Source organism: Pedobacter sp. JY14-1 (assembly GCF_029269825.1).
Classification (GTDB): domain Bacteria; phylum Bacteroidota; class Bacteroidia; order Sphingobacteriales; family Sphingobacteriaceae; genus Pedobacter.
In genome coordinates this window covers 647,453-666,091 of sequence record NZ_JARJHU010000005.1, presented here as the reverse complement: position 1 = coordinate 666,091, position 18,639 = coordinate 647,453, and the positions used below count along the sequence as shown (strand labels likewise).

Genomic DNA, 18,639 nt, shown 5'->3' with positions numbered 1-18,639 from the left:
TGAAGCAAAGGTACAAAACTAAGAAAAACTGCCTATTTCAAGGGTACTTATTTTAAGTATGTTGTCCTGTTGACAGAGTCTTCTTTAATTGCAGATAAAAGGATGTGCCTTCTCCGGGTGTACTGTCAAACCATATCCTGCCTCCCTGTCTGGAAGCGAAATCATGGCACAGACCTAAACCAAGTCCTGTACCCTTTTCATTTTTTGTACCAGGTGTAGATATCAGGAGTTCCGAGAAAATGAGTTCCTGTTTTTGTAAGGGGATTCCTGTGCCCTGGTCTATAACCCTGATGATGTGATGCGCACCTATTTCCTCCGCATCAATGGTCACCTTACCCCCCTCGTAACTAAATTTAATGGCGTTGTTTATCAGGTTGCGGATGATCAGATCCATCATGTTCCTGTCGGCAGAGACAAAGCTGCTGCTGTTAATATCAATACAGATGCTGATACTTTTTCTCGCCGCTATAGGTAGATAAAGTGCGATGGCATCAGTAATCTGTGTTTTAATCTGAAGCGGTTCCATATGAACGGGCATCATGTTGGTCTGGCTCTGTGACCAGTTCAGCAGATTGTGCAACAGGTTTCTGCTTTGCAGAACCGTGTTCCCAAGGCTTTTCTGTAAAAAGCTCCGTTCTTCGTTGTCAAGTACATTCATTTCCAGCATCTGCAGGTATTGCTGTATAGAATGCAGGGGGGCGTTCAGATCGTGAGAAATGATGTGAAACAGTTTGTCTTTGATCCGGCCTGTGTGTTCCAGTGAAATTGCCTTGGCCTCGGCAAGTTTTTTTTGTTCATCATAATTCTTGCGTAACTGCGCAGTGCATATATACATAAGGAGGCAGGCTGCTGTATAGGTAAAGGCCTGGTCAGTAAAAAGTTCCTGACGGTTATGATAGTGTTGTCTGATCACCCTGGGGAAGTGGTATTCCAGCATGATCAGTGATAGGACGATCATCAGGTTAAGGGTAAACATATACTTCCACACCGCTCTGGGTGTAATGATAATAACCAGTGCGAGCGAAAGCAGGAAAAGCAAAGGCATGCTCCCGGTAAGCCCTGAATTGTAAAACCAGCCGGCAGTAAAAATGATATTGACTTGTATTGCACAGATCAGTACGGCGATCCTGAAACGCCTGAATTTCCTGCTGAGGAAAAAGAGAAAGCCCTGGAATGTCGCGAAGATTACAGAAAGGATACCGGAATAGACCAGGGTAGTGGAGAAGTTATATATCCCGATTATCAAAGCAGCGATAATACCGATCATTGAGACCACATGGAATATTCTTTCTTCGAAGGAAAAGTGCGCTGGACTCCCTGCTAAATGGCGCCATTGCTGCCAGATCGACATCTGCGGGGGCTTACTCATGCTGTGATTGACAAATATACTTCTTTACGAGAAGTTACAGTAAAAAAATATCCTGCAGAAAATAAACCGCTTCTTTAACATAAATTAACAAAAAACAGACTGGTTTAAACAGGCACTTTACTTAAAGATGTTTAGCTTAGCGCGTTAAAGGCACCTGCTCCTGATTTGCAGGGCTTGAACAAGTGAAACATAACTTAACATAGAAAAATGAAAACAATTTTAAGCACATTGGCGCTGACGGGCTGTATGTTAGCTGCTTTTGCACAGGAGCCGGGATGGCTGCACAAGGACCTTAAGTCCGACAGCATTTTTGGGATCAGCACAGAAAAAGCCTATAAAGAGCTGCTGAAGGGAAAAAAATCAAGGCCAGTGATCGTTGGTGTTGTGGATGCGGGGGCAGATTATAAACACGAAGACCTTAAAAATGTCATGTACATTAATAAGAAGGAAATTGCCGGTAATGGTAAAGACGATGATAAAAACGGTTATGCGGATGATGTTTACGGCTGGAACTTTCTGGGATCCGCCAAAGGCAGTGTCACTTATGACAATATGGAGCTGGCCAGGCTGGTCAGAAAAGACCCGGCCTCACCATTGAAAGACACTTTGGACAAGAAGATCGCTGAAGCCAGCAATATCGTAAATGGCACCAAAGGTTTTCAGAGCGCCCTTGCAGGCGTAGTGTCAAAAATAGGTAGTGCTACGCCCGATAGTATAGCCTTTGCAAAGTTTCAGCCGGCTTCCGATCTGGAAGCGCGTGTAAAGGCTGTGGTATTAAATATCATGAGCCAGGGTGAATCTTATGAGGATATTCGGAAAGATATTGATGGTTCCATAAAGCATTATGAGCAAGAATTAAAATATAGTCTCAATCCGGATTACAACTCAAGGGATACGGTTGGGGATGATCCCAATAATATGAACGAGCGCTACTACGGCAATGCGGAAGTAGATGCCTTTGACTGTGATCATGGTACCCATGTGGCGGGGATCATTGCAGCGCAGCGTGGTAACGGGTTGGGTATCGATGGTATCGCAGACAATGTACAGATCATGGCGGTGAGGGCGGTGCCTAATGGTGATGAACGAGATAAAGACATAGCTAATGCCATTCGTTATGCTGTGGATAATGGTGCCAAGGTAATTAATATGAGTTTTGGCAAAGGGTATTCACCAAATAAGGACGTTGTTGACAATGCATTTAAATATGCTGTAAGTAAGGATGTGTTGCTGGTACATGCTGCAGGTAATGATGCCAAGAACCTGGATGAGGAGAAAAACTATCCGACAGTAAACTATCTGGACGGGGGTAGTGCCGAAACGCATTGGATCGAAGTAGGTGCTTCTTCATTCAAAAACGATGAGACCCTTCCAGCTACTTTCTCCAACTATGGTGCAAAAACCGTAGATGTATTTGCACCCGGCGTTGCTATTTACTCTACCGTACCGGGATCAAAATATGAGAACCATCAGGGTACCAGTATGGCAGCTCCTGTAGTAGCGGGCCTTGCTGCACTGATCAGGGAATATTATCCGAAGCTCACAGCTTCCCAGGTAAAGGATATCATTGTCAGCTCAGTAGAGAAGGTAAGCCAGCCGGTCATTATTCCCGGGAAGAAAGATAGTTCACCCGTTCCTTTTACCCAACTTTGTAAATCGGGAGGTGTAGTCAATGCTTATAAAGCATTGCAGATGGCAGCTGCCTATAAAGCAAAAAAATAATACCAGTAGATAAAGATATGGAAGAGATCAAGAAATATGTGGAAACCAACAAACAGCGTTTCCTGGACGAACTGTTTGAGTTGCTGCGTTTTCCATCGGTAAGTGCCGATCCTAAATATAAGGGCGATGTGCTGAAAACGGCTGGTTATGTGGCCGGTAAGATGAAGGAAGCTGGAGCAGATCATGTAGAGGTTTGTCAGACCGCTGGTTACCCGATCGTATATGGCGAGAAGATCATCGATCCTGCATTGCCTACGGTGCTTGTCTACGGTCACTATGATGTGCAGCCACCTGATCCCCTGGAGCTATGGCATACACCTCCTTTTGAGCCAACAGTACGCGACGGCAAGATTTATGCACGTGGAGCCTGTGATGATAAAGGACAGTTTTACATGCATGTCAAGGCTTTTGAGCTGATGATGCAGACCGGTACCCTGGCCTGCAACGTGAAGTTCATGATCGAAGGGGAGGAAGAGGTTGGCTCGGCCAACCTGGGCATTTTTGTGAATGAAAACAAGGAACGCCTAAAAGCTGACGTAGTGCTGATCTCCGATACTTCGATGATCAGCATGGAAAACCCCTCTATTGAAACCGGTTTGCGTGGGCTGGCTTATATGGAAGTGGAAGTAACCGGTCCCAACCGGGATCTGCATTCGGGAGTTTACGGTGGTGCGGTCGCAAATCCCGCAACCATTCTTTGTAAAATGATTGCCTCTTTACATGACGAAAACAATCAAATTACCATTCCTGGTTTCTACGATAAGGTGGTTGAGTTGAACAGTGAAGAGAAGGATGCACTCAATTCTGCACCATTTGATCTGGATGCATATAAAAAAGATTTGGAGATCGATGCGGAATGGGGCGAAAAGGGCTATTCTACGCTGGAGCGCACGGGTACCCGTCCGACACTGGAGGTCAACGGTATCTGGAGCGGTTATACCGGTGAAGGTGCAAAAACGGTGCTGCCCGCTAAGGCCAATGCTAAAATTTCCATGAGGCTGGTCCCTAATCAGTCTTCGGAAGAAATCTCAGAGATCTTTACGCGCCATTTCGAAAGCATTGCGCCAGACTATGTCAAAGTAAAAGTAACTGCCCATCATGGCGGTGAGCCAGTGGTAACGCCAACGGATAGCATTGCGTATCGCGCAGCTGAAAAGGCCATTGTCGATTCTTTTGGAAAAGCACCTATACCGACCAGAGGTGGTGGCAGTATTCCTATCGTAGCCTTGTTCGAAAGTGTACTGGGCATTAAATCTGTTTTGTTTGGCTTCGGACTGGACAGCGATGCGCTGCATTCTCCGAATGAAAAGTACGACATTTATAATTATTACAAAGGAATAGAGACCCTGCCATTGTTTTATAAATATTATGCAGAGCTAAGCAGATAATCAGTTAATAGAAGTCATTCCGTATACCTGGTTTATTAAGAGCGGCCTTATGGCCGCTTTTTTTTACTTTTGAACCTCATGCCAACTCTGAATCCTAAAAAGACAAGCACAGCAAGCACAGTAAAAAGAACTCGTACCGGAATGAAGGCCACTTCCCGAAAGCGCCGGGGAAAGAAGAAGGGTATTTCACTCGAATGGAAGTTTGTGGTTGCTGCCTTATTACTCATATTGCTTTCGCCTTTTTATTACGGATATGTGATCAGAGGCTTCACCTCCACCTGGCGCTGGCTTAGGGACATCGGAGAAGATACGGCCTACCGCACTTACAGTAGTTTTGATATCCGTATTCCCAGAGGCTATTTGATTCATGGCATCGATGTATCATCATATCAGGGTAAGATAAACTGGAAGGAAGTAAAGCAAATGGAAGAGGATGAAGTGCGTGTGCACTTTGCCTTTATCAAAGCTACCGAAGGTGTTTTTAGTGTTGATCCTTATTTCCAGCGCAACTGGCGGGAAGCACCTAAGGCTGGTATTGTCTGTGGTGCCTATCATTATTTCAAACCTAAAAAGTCAGGAGAATGGCAGGCGAGATTTTTCTTGCAAACGGTGAAGTTTGAGAGCGGTGATCTTCCGCCTGTGGTAGATATTGAAGAGCTCAACGGGGCTTCACCGGCAAAAATGCGAATTGAACTGCATGATTTCCTTAAACATATCGAAAAAAGTACCGGTACCAGGCCAATTATTTATACAGGCCTTTCATTTTATAAAGATTATCTGAAGGGATATTTTGATGATTATCCGCTTTGGATCGCACATTATTATAAGTCGAGGCTTGATCTGGACCGGTCGCAGTGGAAGTTCTGGCAGCATTCAGACAAAGCGCGCATCTCCGGTATCAGCCATGTCGTGGATTTTAACACTTTTAACGGGGACAGTCTTGCCTTTGACCGGATACTTATTCGCTGATATCCCTATTCTACTTTTAAATTTCAAAGTATACTGAATTTGTAGTTATTGGAATCATTCTTTATAGTATTTTAAGTTATTGATGTATAGTTTTTTATGCAATTATGACAATGGTAATATACTACTAGACCTCTATACTTTATATATTTGCTGCATGAACAAAACTGTCAACTCCCGTAATGATATGAATATGCCTTGCTGCATTTACCATTAATTTCGGGCTGTTGAGAAAGAAGATACGAAGCTTCTCCGGTCCGAAAGGAACTGAGGAGCTTATTTTTTTATAAACCAAATTTGACATGCAAAGCTTTAGAACAGAGTTAGAAAATCCTGTTGTTGAAAGGGACATAATCGATCTCGAGAAAAAGATCAGAGCGTTCCGGGAAGGGAATATCCACGAGGAAAAATTCAGGAGCCTGCGCCTGGCCCGGGGTATTTATGGACAACGACAGCCAGGTGTACAAATGGTCAGGATAAAACTGCCGTTTGGAAAGGTAACTTTTAAGCAGTTGCTGAGAATTGCCGATGTTTCTGATGAGTATGCGAGCCGAAACCTTCACCTGACCACACGTCAGGATATACAGATACACTATGTTAGCCTTGATCGGACCCCTCAGTTGTGGGAAGAGCTTCAGCGTGATGACATCACAATGCGGGAAGCTTGTGGCAACACGGTAAGGAATGTGACTGCTTCTCCTGATGCAGGTATCAATCCCAATGAGCCATTTGATGTATCACCATACGCACATGCTTATTTTTCTTATTTTCTGCGTAATCCTATTTGTCAGGAAATGGGACGTAAGATCAAATTTTCGTTTTCGTCAGATGATTCGGATAGCGCCTTTAGTTATATCCACGATCTTGGTTTTATTCCCAAGATCAATGAAAAAGGTGAACGTGGCTTTAAGGTAATGCTTGGTGGTGGTCTGGGAGCACAACCATTTCTGGCAAACGTAGTACATGAATTTCTTCCAGAGGACCAGATTATTCCCTATGGGGAGTCATTGTTGAGGGTGTTTGACAGGTATGGCGAAAGAAATAACCGCAATAAGGCGCGTTTAAAATACGTGATTCAAAAACTTGGACTGGAAGAAACCCTCAGGTTGATCGAAGAAGAGCGTATTGCCAATAAGTCAAAGTCTTTTGTGATCGATCGGAATGCTGTCGATCAGCCGAATATTCCCGGGCAGATGGATTATCCGGAGTTGACGGAAGTAACAGAATCGCTGGAATACAAACATTGGAGGGCCACCAATGTTGTCGCTCAGAAGCAGGAAGGTTTTTACAGCATTTATATTAAAGTAACTAAAGGTGATATTCCGACCGAGCTGGCCCGTGAGTTTGTAGCAGCGATAAGACCTTACGCTGCCGATGAGATCCGGATAACCCAGAACCAGGGGCTCATGCTTAAATTTGTAAGAGAAGCCGCGTTGCCGGTGTTGTTTACGGAATTGAGAAAACTGGGCTTTGCCAAACCTGGTTTTGACAGCGTCGGTGATGTAACCACCTGTCCGGGAACGGATACCTGCAACCTGGGAATCTCTAATAGTATGTCGCTTTCTGTAGCATTGGAGGATGTAATTTATGAGGAGTTCCCTGAACTGATCTACGACAAAGACCTTAAGATCAAGATCAGCGGATGTATGAACTCCTGTGGTCAGCACGGGTTGGCACATATCGGCTTTCATGGAAGCTCGCTGAAAGCGGCTGGTAAAGTCGTGCCCGCAGTACAGGTGATGCTGGGTGGCGGTACGATAGGCAATGGCGAAGGTCGTGTAGCAGAAAGAGTGATCAAGACTCCTTCTAAGCGTGCGACTGACGTACTGAGGGTTTTATTGAATGACTTCTCAGCCAATAGTGAAAGTGGTGAAAATTTCCATGCCTATTTCGACAGACAGACCAAAGATTATTTTTACCAGTTGCTTAAGCCGCTGGCGGACCTTACTAACCTGAAAGAGGATGAATTTGTAGACTGGGGACATGAGGAGATCTTTCAGACTGCAATAGGCGTAGGAGAATGTGCCGGTGTGGTCATTGATCTGGTGGCTACATTGTTGCTGGAATCGGATGAAAAACTAGGTTGGGCAAAGGCTTCTTTTGAGGCAGGTGCATGGGCAGATGCCATATACCATACCTATGCAGTTTATGTTAGTATTGCAAAGGCGCTGCTGCTGGATAAAAGTGTTAATGCAAGTACCCAGATCGGAATCATCCGTGAGTTCGATACACAATATGTTGAGACGGGAGAGATACAGTTGGAGGATTCATTCAGTAATCTGGTGCTGGAGATAAACAAACACGAGCCGTCCGAAGAATTTGCTGCAGCCTACCTGGCAAAACTGGAAGAGTTTTACGTGAAGATAAAGACGTTAAGAAGTTGATCAGTATATGGATATGACCACTGGTAATAAAACAAGCAGAAGAGAGCCCAGGATAACGCTTGTGGGTGCAGGCCCGGGTGACCCGGAGCTGATCACCGTGAAAGGGGCAAAGGCTCTGAAGGATGCAGATGTGATCCTTTATGATGCACTGGTTGATGAGGGTATTCTGAACTATGCAAACCCGGAAGTGATCAAGGTGTACGTAGGCAAGCGTTCGGGAGAGCATTCTTATGGACAGGACGCTATTAATAAGCTGATGATTGACTATGCGTTGAACTATGGCCATGTAGTGAGACTTAAGGGTGGCGATCCTTTTGTATTTGGAAGGGGATATGAAGAGCTTGATTTTGCCGCTGGATACAGCATACCGGCCGAAGTAATTCCCGGGCTGTCTAGTGCTATTTCTGTGCCCGGACTTCAGCAGATTCCGTTGACCCACAGGGGGTTAAGTGAGAGCTTCTGGGTAGTGACCGGCACTACAGTTTCGGGGCAGATTTCCAACGATTTGTATGAAGCCGCACGGTCGAAGGCCACTGTAGTGGTATTGATGGGATTGGGTAAACTCAGGGAAATCGTAAAATTATTCAGGAATGAGGGTAAAGGACAATTACCTGTAGCTGCTATACAAAGTGGTTCTACTAAAAATGAGAAACTGGCGGTTGGCATCGTAGATACGATTGTAGAACTTGTAGAAGAGAAGGGTATTTCTGCTCCTGCACTACTGGTATTCGGGCATGTGGTGTCGCTGCACCCGGCCTATCAGCCAATCAGGGAATTTTACGAAGCACTTAAGGAAGAATTGTAGGTTTATGGAGGGCAACCCATTATTTCCTGTCTTCATAAAACTAAACATAAAGCATACCCTTCTTGTTGGGGCCGGTTCAGTCGGATTGGAAAAGTTGTCTGCTGTTCTCGAGAACAGTCCGGAAGCCACTGTAACTGTAGTTGCCAGAGAGGTCTTGCCTGAATTACGGGCACTGGCTGCGGATTATGAAAAAGTAACGGTATTAGAAAAGGCTTTTGAACCTGATGATGCAAATAGCGCCGACTTGATAATAGCAGCTACCAACAATCACGAACTTAATATTGAACTTCGTGCGATTGCCAATAAAAGGGGTATATTGGCTAATTTTGCCGACAAACCGGAACTTTGCGATTTTTATCTGGGTTCCGTAGTGAGAAAAGGTGATCTGAAAATTGCGATTTCTACCAATGGCAAATCGCCGACAATTGCCAAGCGTCTTAAAGAGGTTTTAGCTGATAATTTACCGGACGAGCTTAATGATACGCTTGATCATATGCAGTCTTTGAGAAGTACACTATCGGGAGATTTTACGGAAAAAGTGAGAAGGCTGAACGAGGTAACTTCCTCACTTGTAAGTGCAGGTCCTGTAAAGGCAATGGTTATCGAAGCCGAGCATAGTGGTGATTTTGTGGAGCGCATGGCTGCTGCCGAAACAGATAAGTCTGTTGCTGAAGGCAGAAAGAAAGGACTAAAGTGGCTGATATGGCTGGCCATCGTTTTTTCAGGTGCCATAGTTGTGGCCGCGTTCTGGCATAAGGAACCTCAGTTTCAGGCTTTTGTACAGGAACTCAATCCGATATTCTATTGGTTTCTATTGGGAGGCTTTGTTTTTTCGATGATCGATGGGGCAATCGGAATGTCTTATGGAGTAACGTCCACATCTTTTTCACTAGCCATGGGCGTGCCACCAGCGTCTGCAAGTATGGGGGTACATTTGTCGGAGATTATGAGTAATGGGATTGCCGGCTGGATGCATTATCGTTTTGGTAATGTGAACTGGAAGCTGTTCCGGTTATTGCTTATTCCGGGTATCATAGGCGCAGTAACGGGCGCTTACCTGTTGTCATCTCTGGAGCATTACAGCCATTATACGAAACCTTTTGTTTCGCTGTATACACTTATCCTGGGATTTGTTATTTTGTCGAAAGCACGCCAGGGTAGAAAGCAGGCAGTCAGGCGTAAGAAGATAAAGAAAATCTCCCTTCTGGGGCTGTTTGGTGGTTTCATCGATGCCGTAGGTGGTGGAGGATGGGGCTCGATTGTGCTGTCCAGCCTGATCGCTGGCGGACGCAATGCACGCTTTTCCCTTGGAACAGTGAAGATCACTCGTTTTTTTGTGGCGCTGATGAGTTCACTGACCTTTATCACCATGCTGAACGGAGCCCATTGGGAAGCGGTATCCGGGCTTGTAATCGGCAGTGCGCTCGCATCGCCAATAGCGGCTAAAGTATCCAACAGGATCTCGGCCAAAACAATTATGGTTTCCGTGGGCATCCTGGTCATCTTGGTGAGTCTTCGGAGCATTATTAAATTTATTCTTAATCTGTTGTAATATGAAGGAGCAATTAGCGGCGATCGCAGAAAAGATAAAAGGGCTTGGACCGGTAGAGGGACTGAGGTATTTTGCGGAAGCCTATCCAAGTCAGGTTGTATTTTCTACCAGCTTTGGCTGGGAAGACCAGGCCATTACCCATATGATCTTCTCTAATAATCTACCCATAGAGGTATTTACATTGGAGACTGGCAGGTTATTTCCTGAGACTTATTATGTCTGGAACCGTACACTGGATGTGTATCAAAAGCCCATCAAGGCCTATTTTCCTCAAGCGGAAGCGGTTCAGCAGATGGTAAGCAGCAAGGGGCCCAGCAGTTTCTATGACTCTGTGGAAAACAGGAAGGAATGCTGCTATATCCGAAAGATAGAGCCGCTGAAACGGGCATTGAGCGGGCATAAAATCTGGATTACCGGTATCCGTTCCGAGCAGTCGGTCAACAGGCATGACATGAGCAACCTGGAATGGGATGAGGGAAACCAGATGATCAAATTCCACCCGATCTTTTTCTGGTCGCTTGACGAGGTGAAGGCCTATATCAAAGAATACAACATTGTTTATAATCCCCTGCATGATAAAGGATTTCCAAGTATCGGCTGTGCACCTTGTACGCGTGCTGTCAGAGAAGGGGAAGATTTCAGGGCGGGGCGCTGGTGGTGGGAAGACCAGTCGAAAAAGGAATGCGGGCTGCATGCTGCTTCATAAATTGAATATCACGACATGAGCAAATATAATTTAGATTATTTAGACGAACTTGAGGCTGAAGCGATCCACATCATGCGTGAGGTCGCCGGTCAATTTGAAAAGCCTGCCCTGCTTTTTTCAGGAGGCAAAGATTCGATTACATTGGTGAGACTGGCCGAGAAAGCATTCAGGCCTGGAAAGTTCCCTTTTCCACTGGTACATATCGATACCGGCCATAATTTTAAGGAAACCATAGACTACCGTGACCGTATGATTGAGCGTATCGGTGAAAAACTGATCATTGGCTATGTGCAGGATTCCATTGATCAGGGTAAGGTAGTAGAACAAACCGGAAAGAATGCAAGCAGAAATGCGTTGCAGACTGTAACGTTGCTGGATACGATTGCATTACATGGTTTTGACGCCTGTATCGGTGGCGCCCGCAGAGATGAAGAAAAAGCGCGGGCCAAGGAGCGCATCTTTTCTGTACGTGATGAGTTTGGACAATGGGACCCTAAGCGTCAGCGCCCCGAGCTCTGGAATATTTATAACGGTAAAATCCACAAGGGCGAAAACGTAAGGGTATTCCCGATCAGTAACTGGACGGAACTGGATGTATGGAACTATATCAAACGCGAGCAAATCGAACTGCCTTCGATCTATTTTGCACATGAACGGGATGTCATTACCCGAAACGGGCAGCTGATGGCAGCCTCTCCGTTCCTGAATATGGACGATGAGGATGTTGTAGAACGTAAGAGAGTAAGGTTCCGTACCGTGGGAGATATGAGCTGTACCGCTGCTGTGGAATCAGGAGCTGATCAGCTGGATGATATCATTGCAGAGATCAGTGCATCCAAAATCAGCGAACGCGGTGCCCGAATGGACGATAAGGTTTCTGAAGCCGCTATGGAAGACCGAAAAAAGGGAGGATATTTCTAATGAACATACTGAAGTTTTTTACTGCCGGAAGTGTAGACGACGGCAAGAGTACACTGATCGGAAGATTACTATACGATACCGATTCTATCCTGGCTGATCAGCTGGAGGCGCTCCAGGCCAGTAACCGTAAGAATGATGACGGTACCATCGATCTCGCAATCCTTACCGATGGGCTGAGGGCTGAGCGTGAGCAAGGTATTACGATCGATGTTGCCTATAAATATTTCCAGACCGACAAGCGCAAGTTTATCATCGCAGATACACCCGGACATATACAGTACACCCGGAATATGGTTACCGGGGCATCTACCGCCAAACTAGCCATTATCCTGATCGACTCCCGTAACGGAGTTGTCGAACAGACCATCCGGCATTCTTACCTGGTATCTTTACTGGGCATACAGCATGTGGTAGTATGCTTAAATAAGATGGATATGGTCAGTTACAGTGAAACTGTATTTGAAGCAATTACTGCAAAGTATAAGGAACTTGCAACACAGCTGAAATTAAAGGAAGTAACTTTTATTCCTGTTAGTGCGCTGAAAGGCGATAATGTGGTAAACGAATCCGAAAATATGCCTTGGTATAAGGGGAGCAGTCTGCTGCATTTTCTGGAGAGCGTAGATGTGGCAGATGAAGACTATGGTCTGGCCCGTATGCCTGTACAGTGGGTGATCAGACCGCAAACAGAAGCTTTACATGATTATCGGGGATATGCAGGTAGAATATTGAGCGGCACATTTCATGTCAACGACCGCGTTACCGTGTTACCTTCCGGTAACAGTTCTGTAATCGAACGGATAGAGATATTTGATCAGGAGCCGGACCAGGCCCACACAGGTCAGTCAGTAACATTGCACCTGAAGGACGATATTGATATCAGCAGGGGCGACGTGCTTGTAAATTCAGATCATCTGCCTCAGCAAGCGCAACTCATCGAGGCGGATATCTGCTGGATGGATACCCGGCCGCTGGACGACAGCATTACTTATTTGTTACAGCACAACAGTAAACTGACTAAGTGTAAGATAAGAGAGATCATTCATAAAGTGGATATCAATACACTGGAGGAACAGGAGGCTTACGAATTTAAGCTCAATGATATCGGTCGGGTAGTTGTTAAGACCGCAGAGCCGCTGGCATTTGATATCTATGCGGAAAATAAGGCAAATGGGGCCGCTATCCTGATCGACAGCAGGACCAATCTTACTGTAGCCGCACTGATGTTCAGAGCTTCCGTAGAATAACCGGTAGGTAATTAAATAAAAAGGGATTGAACTAAATTCAATCCCTTTTTATTTTTTATTTCTCCGGTATTTGGATTGCTTGTTCTTATTCCTAATTTAAGATAGTTTTTAAGAACTCGATTATGGAGATTATTCATCTCAGTGCTGAATGTTATCCCGTGGCCAAGGTAGGGGGGCTGGGAGATGTTGTAGGAGCACTGCCAAAATACCAGAACAAGCTGGGACACACCGCAAAAGTGGTAATGCCGGCCTATCACACGAAATTCCTGCTTGAACACGAATTTGAGGTCGTTTATGATGGCCTTGTAAAGCTGGGCTTCCGGAACTTTCCCGTGCGTATACTCCGGGAGAAGACAAATAAGCTTGGATTTGACTTGTATCTGGTACATATTGAAGGGCTCACGGACCGGGAAGGGGTTTACGGTTACGGGGACGACACCGAACGTTTCCTCGCTTTCCAGATCGCTGCGCTCGACTGGATGGCGCAGTGGGAACACAAGCCGGATGTGATTCATTGCCATGACCATCATACCGGGCTTGTTGCTTTTATGACCGCTTATTGTGGCCAGTTCAGGAGCCTTGCCAGTGTGCCCACTGTACTGACCATCCATAACGGACAATATCAGGGACAGTTTGGCTGGGACAGGCTGCATCTTATTCCTTCTTTCGATCTCTGGAAAGCCGGACTGTTGGAATGGAGGGGTGCAATCAACCCACTGGCAGCCGCCATCAAGTGCTCCTGGAAAATAACGACCGTATCACCCAGTTATCTGGAGGAAATCAAGCACAGTGCCAACGGACTGGAAAGCCTGCTTTCCCAGGAATGGGCAAAATCTGCGGGGATCCTTAACGGAATTGACAATGAGGTATGGAACCCAGCCACTGATCCTATGTTATACAAGGCTTATGATCTGAAAACAGCTGAAACAGGTAAGGCAGAAAACAAAGCAGAACTTTGTAGTGTTTTCAACCTGGATGTTTCCAAACCACTGTTTACTTTCATCGGAAGACTGGTCGGCGAGAAAGGTGCCGATTTGCTGCCCGATATCTTCTACAATATGCTTTCGCAGTATGGAAAAGAGATCGGTATACTGGTATTGGGATCGGGTGATCCGCAGGTAGAAGGAAGACTGAATCACTTAAAGCAGATGTTTGAAGGAAGTTACAATGTTTTTATAGGCTATAATGAACAGTTGTCGCACCAGATTTATTCTGGTGCGGATTTTCTGCTGATGCCCAGCAGGGTAGAGCCTTGCGGCCTCAACCAGATGTATGCCCTGAGGTATGGGACCATACCTGTCGTAAGGAGGATCGGTGGCCTGAAGGATACGGTAACCGATATCGGTGACGGTGGGTTTGGCATATGTCACGACCAAAGTAATGTGTGGGATGTGTCAAGGGCAATGGGACGCGCAATGGAGTTATATGGCGATCAAAACAAAGTCGGGGAAATCCGGAAATTTATAATGCAACTGGATCACTCCTGGGATAAAGCTGCCCAAGAGTACATTAATCTATATCAAATATAAATATGAACTGAAATGACTGAAAAAGTATTGGGTGTAATCCTTGGCGGGGGTCAGGGCTCCAGGTTAGCTCCACTTACACAAACTCGCTCAAAGCCTGCAGTGCCGATAGCAGGCAAGTACAGATTGGTAGATATCCCAATCTCCAATTGTTTAAATTCTGGAATACACCGCATGTTCGTACTTACACAGTTCAACTCGGCTTCTCTGAACAAGCATATTAAGAACACTTATCATTTCAGTACCTTCAGTACTGCATTTGTTGACATTCTTGCTGCAGAACAGACTCCGGAAAACCCAACCTGGTTCCAGGGAACGGCGGATGCGGTAAGACAGACTATGCACCACCTGTTAAACCATGACTTTGAGTATGTACTGATTCTTTCCGGTGATCAGTTATATCAGATGGATTTTAACGAAATGGTGAACGCACATATTGATGCTGGTGTAAAAATCACCCTGGCAACGATTCCGGTTAATGCCAAAGATGCGCCCTCATTTGGCATTCTAAAGGCAAATGAGCAAAACATCATTACCTCTTTTATTGAAAAGCCAAAGAGCGAACTGTTACCTGACTGGACTTCTGACACAGGACCTGAAATGCAGGCTGAGGGTCGTGACTACCTCGCCTCTATGGGTATCTATATTTTCAACAGAGACCTGCTGGTAAAGATATTCTCAGAGAATGAGGAAGAAAAGGACTTCGGTAAGGAAATTATTCCAAGAATGCTGAAAGAACATGACGTACTCAGTTTTCAATATGAAGGTTACTGGACCGATATTGGAAATATTGCGTCGTTTTTTGAGGCTAACCTAGGTTTAACGGACGATATTCCCCAGTTTAATCTGTTTGATCAGAACCATAGTATTTTTACCAGAGCCCGCATGTTGCCTCCATCTAAAATACTCGGCACCACCCTTGACAGGACGGTCATCGCAGAAGGCTGTATCCTGCAGGCGCAAAGCATCAAACATGCAGTGATTGGTATCCGTGCCCGGATTGGCGTGGGCACGCACATAGAAGGTTGTTACGTCATGGGTAGCGACAAGTACCAGACACTGGAAGAAATAGCCGAAGATAAAGCCAATGGTAAGCCAATGATCGGAATAGGTGACCGTTGCAAGATCGTAAATGCAATAGTCGATAAAAACAGCAGGATCGGTGATGATGTCAGGATCATTGGTGGGCCGCAGCTTGCGGATGGTGATTTTCCGCTTTATACGGTTAAAGACGGAATTGTAGTTGTGAAAAAGGGCGCAATAGTTCCGAATGGTACTGTAATTGAATAGCCTGGCCACTATTCGTACCTGAACACCAGGGAAAACGTAGTCTTTTCATATGGGATCGAGCTGACTTCTAAGTTTCCCTGGTGTATTTTCATAATGTTTCTGGTGATTGTCAGGCCTATACCGGATCCGTTCTTACGGGTAGTAAAGAAGGGTATAAATATTTTTTCCATCAATTCCGGGCTTACCCCTTTCCCATTGTCGCACACATCGATGTACAGCCTGTTCTGCTCTAACCGGTAGGCAATGTTAATTAACGGTCTTTCCACCTCTTCAACGGCATGAATGCTGTTCGTGACCAGATTGATTAATGCCTGTTCCACCAATTTCAGGTCAATTTTAAGACTTACCTTAGCAGAAGTGTTTGCTATAGCTAATACAATGTTACGCCCACTCGCAAATGGCTGCATCAACACACGGATATGATGCAGTACTTCACCAATGGTATGGTACTGCAATACGGGAGTAGGCAGTTCGGCAATGAGCCGGTAATCTTTTACGAAATCCAGTAATCCTTCCGATCTTCTTCTGATCGTCTGAATGGCTGGTCTCAGGTCTTCCAGCGTCTCCCTGTCTAGTTGTTCGCGTCCTTCGATCAAGGAGCTTACGGTATCCGAAAGTGAACTGATGGGAGTAATGGAGTTAAGTATTTCATGAGATATTACACCGATCAGCCGGTTCCAGGCCTCAGATTCCTTTTGTTCGATCTCGTCTTTAATATTCTGGAAGGAAATGATGGTATAGTCGCGCTGATAAAGGTTAAGGGGGATTACTTCTGCCGATAGCTGGATAAGCTTCTCCTGTATCTTTAATTCTATAAAACGCTTTCCGCCTGCCGAAATGGCATTGATCTCTTCTGCAAATGCGGGAAGGTGCTGCGATAACCGATGCCAGTATTTATAAGCAGGGACACCCAATAAAACCGATGCGGCCTGGTTAAAAAAGACAATTTCTTTCATCGATATCTCCGATGAGACGGTTTGTTCCTTTCTGACTACAATCACACCAACAGGCACCTGTTCCAGGATGGCCCTGATGAGCTGGAACATAGAATCCCTTTCCAGCTGTATGTCCTTTTGTGCCTGGATAACCTCACTGAAAGAGTCATAGAGTTCCGGAAAGCTTCCCCTGGTAGCTTTATTTTTAAAGTTCAGCGTGGCATCACGAGTCTTAACTGCTAAAATAAAACGTTGGATATCTTCCCTGATCTGATCAATATAGTGATAAAGGTTGAAAATAGCTCCTGTCAGGATAATCGAAATCCCCGTAATGGTAAACCAAAGTTTTGTATTCCGAATGAGATAGATTAGCAAAATGATCAGGATATTGATGACGAGCAGACGTAGGATAAGCCTAAAGGTGAAGCGCTGGTAAAACATCAGAGATCAAATTTTTCGATACGTCTGTATAATGCCGCCCTGGTAAGCCCCAGGTCGTTTGCTGCCCTTGAAATATTGCCCTTATGCTTGTCTATGGCTTTTTGGACCATGAGTTTTTCCATTTCCTCCAGTGGAATGTCCGCCTGGATCGCTGGCGTTCCAAATTTCTGCGGGCTTAGCTGAAGGTCGGCTGGGCAGATTTCTGGCCCATCAGCCATAATCACCGCCCGTTCCGTAACATGCTGTAATTCCCTGACATTACCCGGCCAGCTATAGTTCAGCAGCAGTGCTTCAGCCTTATCGCTCAATTTAAGCATACCCTTATGGTACTTATTGCTGAAAGCCTGCAGAAAGTGGTTTGCGAGCAGCAGGATATCATCGCCCCTTTTTGCCAGACGCGGCAATTCCAATTCAACGGTATTGATTCTGAAAAGCAGATCCTGGCGGAAAGTACCTTTGGTTACCATGTCATTCAGGGGCATATTGGTCGCTGTAATCAACCTGACATTGATCTTACGTTCCCTGCCTTCACCTAGTCGCGTAATGGTGCGGTTCTGTAGCACAGTAAGCAGCTTTGCCTGTAAGGGCAGGGAGAGATTGCCGATCTCATCCAGGAATATGGTTCCTCCTTCTGCCATTTCAAACCTGCCGGGCCTATCTTCTTTTGCATCGGTAAATGCGCCCTTCGCATAACCAAACAACTCACTTTCGAACAATTGTTCCGGCAAGGCGCCAAGGTCCACATGCATAAATACCTGGTTGCGGCGTGGCGAGAGCCGATGCAGTTCATAGGCAAATACCTGCTTTCCGGTACCGTTTTCCCCCAAAATGAGTACATTGGCATCGGTAGGCGCTACTTTCGTCAGTGTATGCTGTAACTGTCTTAACGATTCGGAACTTCCCACAATATTGCTGAAAGCCCTGTTCACATCTGTTTGCAGTGATGAATGCAGCTTTTCAAGCTTTCTGACCTTTTTGTTGCTTTGCCTTAGTTTGGAGGCAGAGGACAGCGTCGCAAACAGCTTTTCGTTTTCCCAGGGCTTCAGGATAAAATCGGTAGCCCCTTTTTTGATAGCTTGTACGGCCAGTTCCACATTGCCATATGCCGTCATTAAAATGACTACGTAATCTTTGTCAATAGAAAGTATATGGTCCAGCCAGTAAAGCCCCTCCCTGCCATCGCTTGCCCCTTTTTGATAGTTCATGTCAAGCAGTATCACGTCTACTTCATTGCGGCTTAGCAGGACATTCAGTTCCCTGGGTGATTTGCAGGTGATGACCTGGCTAAAATGTTGTTTCAAAAAAAGCCTGGCACTTAGCAGAATATCATCATCATCATCGATGATCAGTAAGGTTGCATCAATCATATGTTTTTAAGCTTGCTCAA

14 protein-coding genes are annotated in these 18,639 nt (G+C 45.4%); 11 read left to right on the top strand and 3 right to left on the bottom strand.

The window, feature by feature from the left end:
* Positions 1-52: 52 nt before the first annotated feature.
* On the bottom strand, positions 53-1,369 hold the full coding sequence (locus P2W84_RS13395) for a HAMP domain-containing sensor histidine kinase (RefSeq protein WP_276090647.1): 1,317 nt from the start codon (positions 1,367-1,369) through the stop codon (positions 53-55).
* Positions 1,370-1,576: 207 nt separating this feature from the next.
* On the opposite strand from P2W84_RS13395, the gene P2W84_RS13390 reads away from it, so the two are divergent.
* From P2W84_RS13390 to P2W84_RS13340, 11 genes are all read left to right on the top strand, one after another.
* Complete coding sequence (locus P2W84_RS13390) at positions 1,577-3,091, top strand: S8 family peptidase (protein ID WP_276090646.1); 1,515 nt, start codon at positions 1,577-1,579, stop codon at positions 3,089-3,091.
* Between the two features lie 17 nt (positions 3,092-3,108).
* Positions 3,109-4,479, top strand: coding sequence for a dipeptidase (locus P2W84_RS13385; protein WP_276090645.1), 1,371 nt, complete (start codon positions 3,109-3,111; stop codon positions 4,477-4,479).
* Between the two features lie 78 nt (positions 4,480-4,557).
* Positions 4,558-5,448, top strand: a complete 891-nt coding sequence (locus P2W84_RS13380; RefSeq protein ID WP_276090644.1) for a glycoside hydrolase family 25 protein — start codon at positions 4,558-4,560, stop codon at positions 5,446-5,448.
* Positions 5,449-5,747: 299 nt separating this feature from the next.
* On the top strand, positions 5,748-7,829 hold the full coding sequence (locus P2W84_RS13375) for a nitrite reductase (protein WP_276090643.1): 2,082 nt from the start codon (positions 5,748-5,750) through the stop codon (positions 7,827-7,829).
* Between the two features lie 7 nt (positions 7,830-7,836).
* Positions 7,837-8,634 carry a uroporphyrinogen-III C-methyltransferase gene (gene cobA, locus P2W84_RS13370; RefSeq protein WP_276090642.1) on the top strand — a complete coding sequence of 266 codons (798 nt, stop codon included), beginning with the start codon at positions 7,837-7,839 and terminating at the stop codon, positions 8,632-8,634.
* A 4-nt stretch (positions 8,635-8,638) separates the two neighbouring features.
* Positions 8,639-10,186: a TSUP family transporter gene (locus P2W84_RS13365; protein WP_276090641.1), complete on the top strand. Its 1,548-nt coding sequence runs from the start codon at positions 8,639-8,641 to the stop codon at positions 10,184-10,186.
* Position 10,187: 1 nt separating this feature from the next.
* Positions 10,188-10,892, top strand: coding sequence for a phosphoadenylyl-sulfate reductase (locus P2W84_RS13360; protein ID WP_276090640.1), 705 nt, complete (start codon positions 10,188-10,190; stop codon positions 10,890-10,892).
* Between the two features lie 15 nt (positions 10,893-10,907).
* Positions 10,908-11,813 carry a sulfate adenylyltransferase subunit CysD gene (gene cysD, locus P2W84_RS13355; RefSeq protein ID WP_276090639.1) on the top strand — a complete coding sequence of 302 codons (906 nt, stop codon included), beginning with the start codon at positions 10,908-10,910 and terminating at the stop codon, positions 11,811-11,813.
* A complete protein-coding gene (locus P2W84_RS13350; protein ID WP_276090638.1) occupies positions 11,813-13,060 on the top strand; it encodes a GTP-binding protein in 1,248 nt (415 codons plus the stop codon). Before cysD ends, P2W84_RS13350 begins: the two co-directional genes overlap by 1 nt.
* A 122-nt stretch (positions 13,061-13,182) precedes the next feature.
* Complete coding sequence (locus P2W84_RS13345) at positions 13,183-14,589, top strand: glycogen synthase (protein WP_276090637.1); 1,407 nt, start codon at positions 13,183-13,185, stop codon at positions 14,587-14,589.
* Positions 14,590-14,601: 12 nt separating this feature from the next.
* The gene (locus tag P2W84_RS13340; RefSeq protein ID WP_276090636.1) at positions 14,602-15,876 is read left to right on the top strand and encodes a glucose-1-phosphate adenylyltransferase; all 1,275 of its coding nucleotides are present in this window, start codon (positions 14,602-14,604) and stop codon (positions 15,874-15,876) included.
* Positions 15,877-15,884: 8 nt separating this feature from the next.
* Here P2W84_RS13340 and P2W84_RS13335 read toward each other — a convergent pair whose 3' ends face one another.
* Both P2W84_RS13335 and P2W84_RS13330 read right to left on the bottom strand, forming a co-directional pair.
* Complete coding sequence (locus tag P2W84_RS13335) at positions 15,885-17,252, bottom strand: ATP-binding protein (protein ID WP_276090635.1); 1,368 nt, start codon at positions 17,250-17,252, stop codon at positions 15,885-15,887.
* Positions 17,252-18,619 carry a sigma-54 dependent transcriptional regulator gene (locus P2W84_RS13330; protein WP_276090634.1) on the bottom strand — a complete coding sequence of 456 codons (1,368 nt, stop codon included), beginning with the start codon at positions 18,617-18,619 and terminating at the stop codon, positions 17,252-17,254. The genes P2W84_RS13335 and P2W84_RS13330 overlap by 1 nt, the downstream gene beginning before the upstream one ends.
* Positions 18,620-18,639 lie beyond the last annotated feature (20 nt).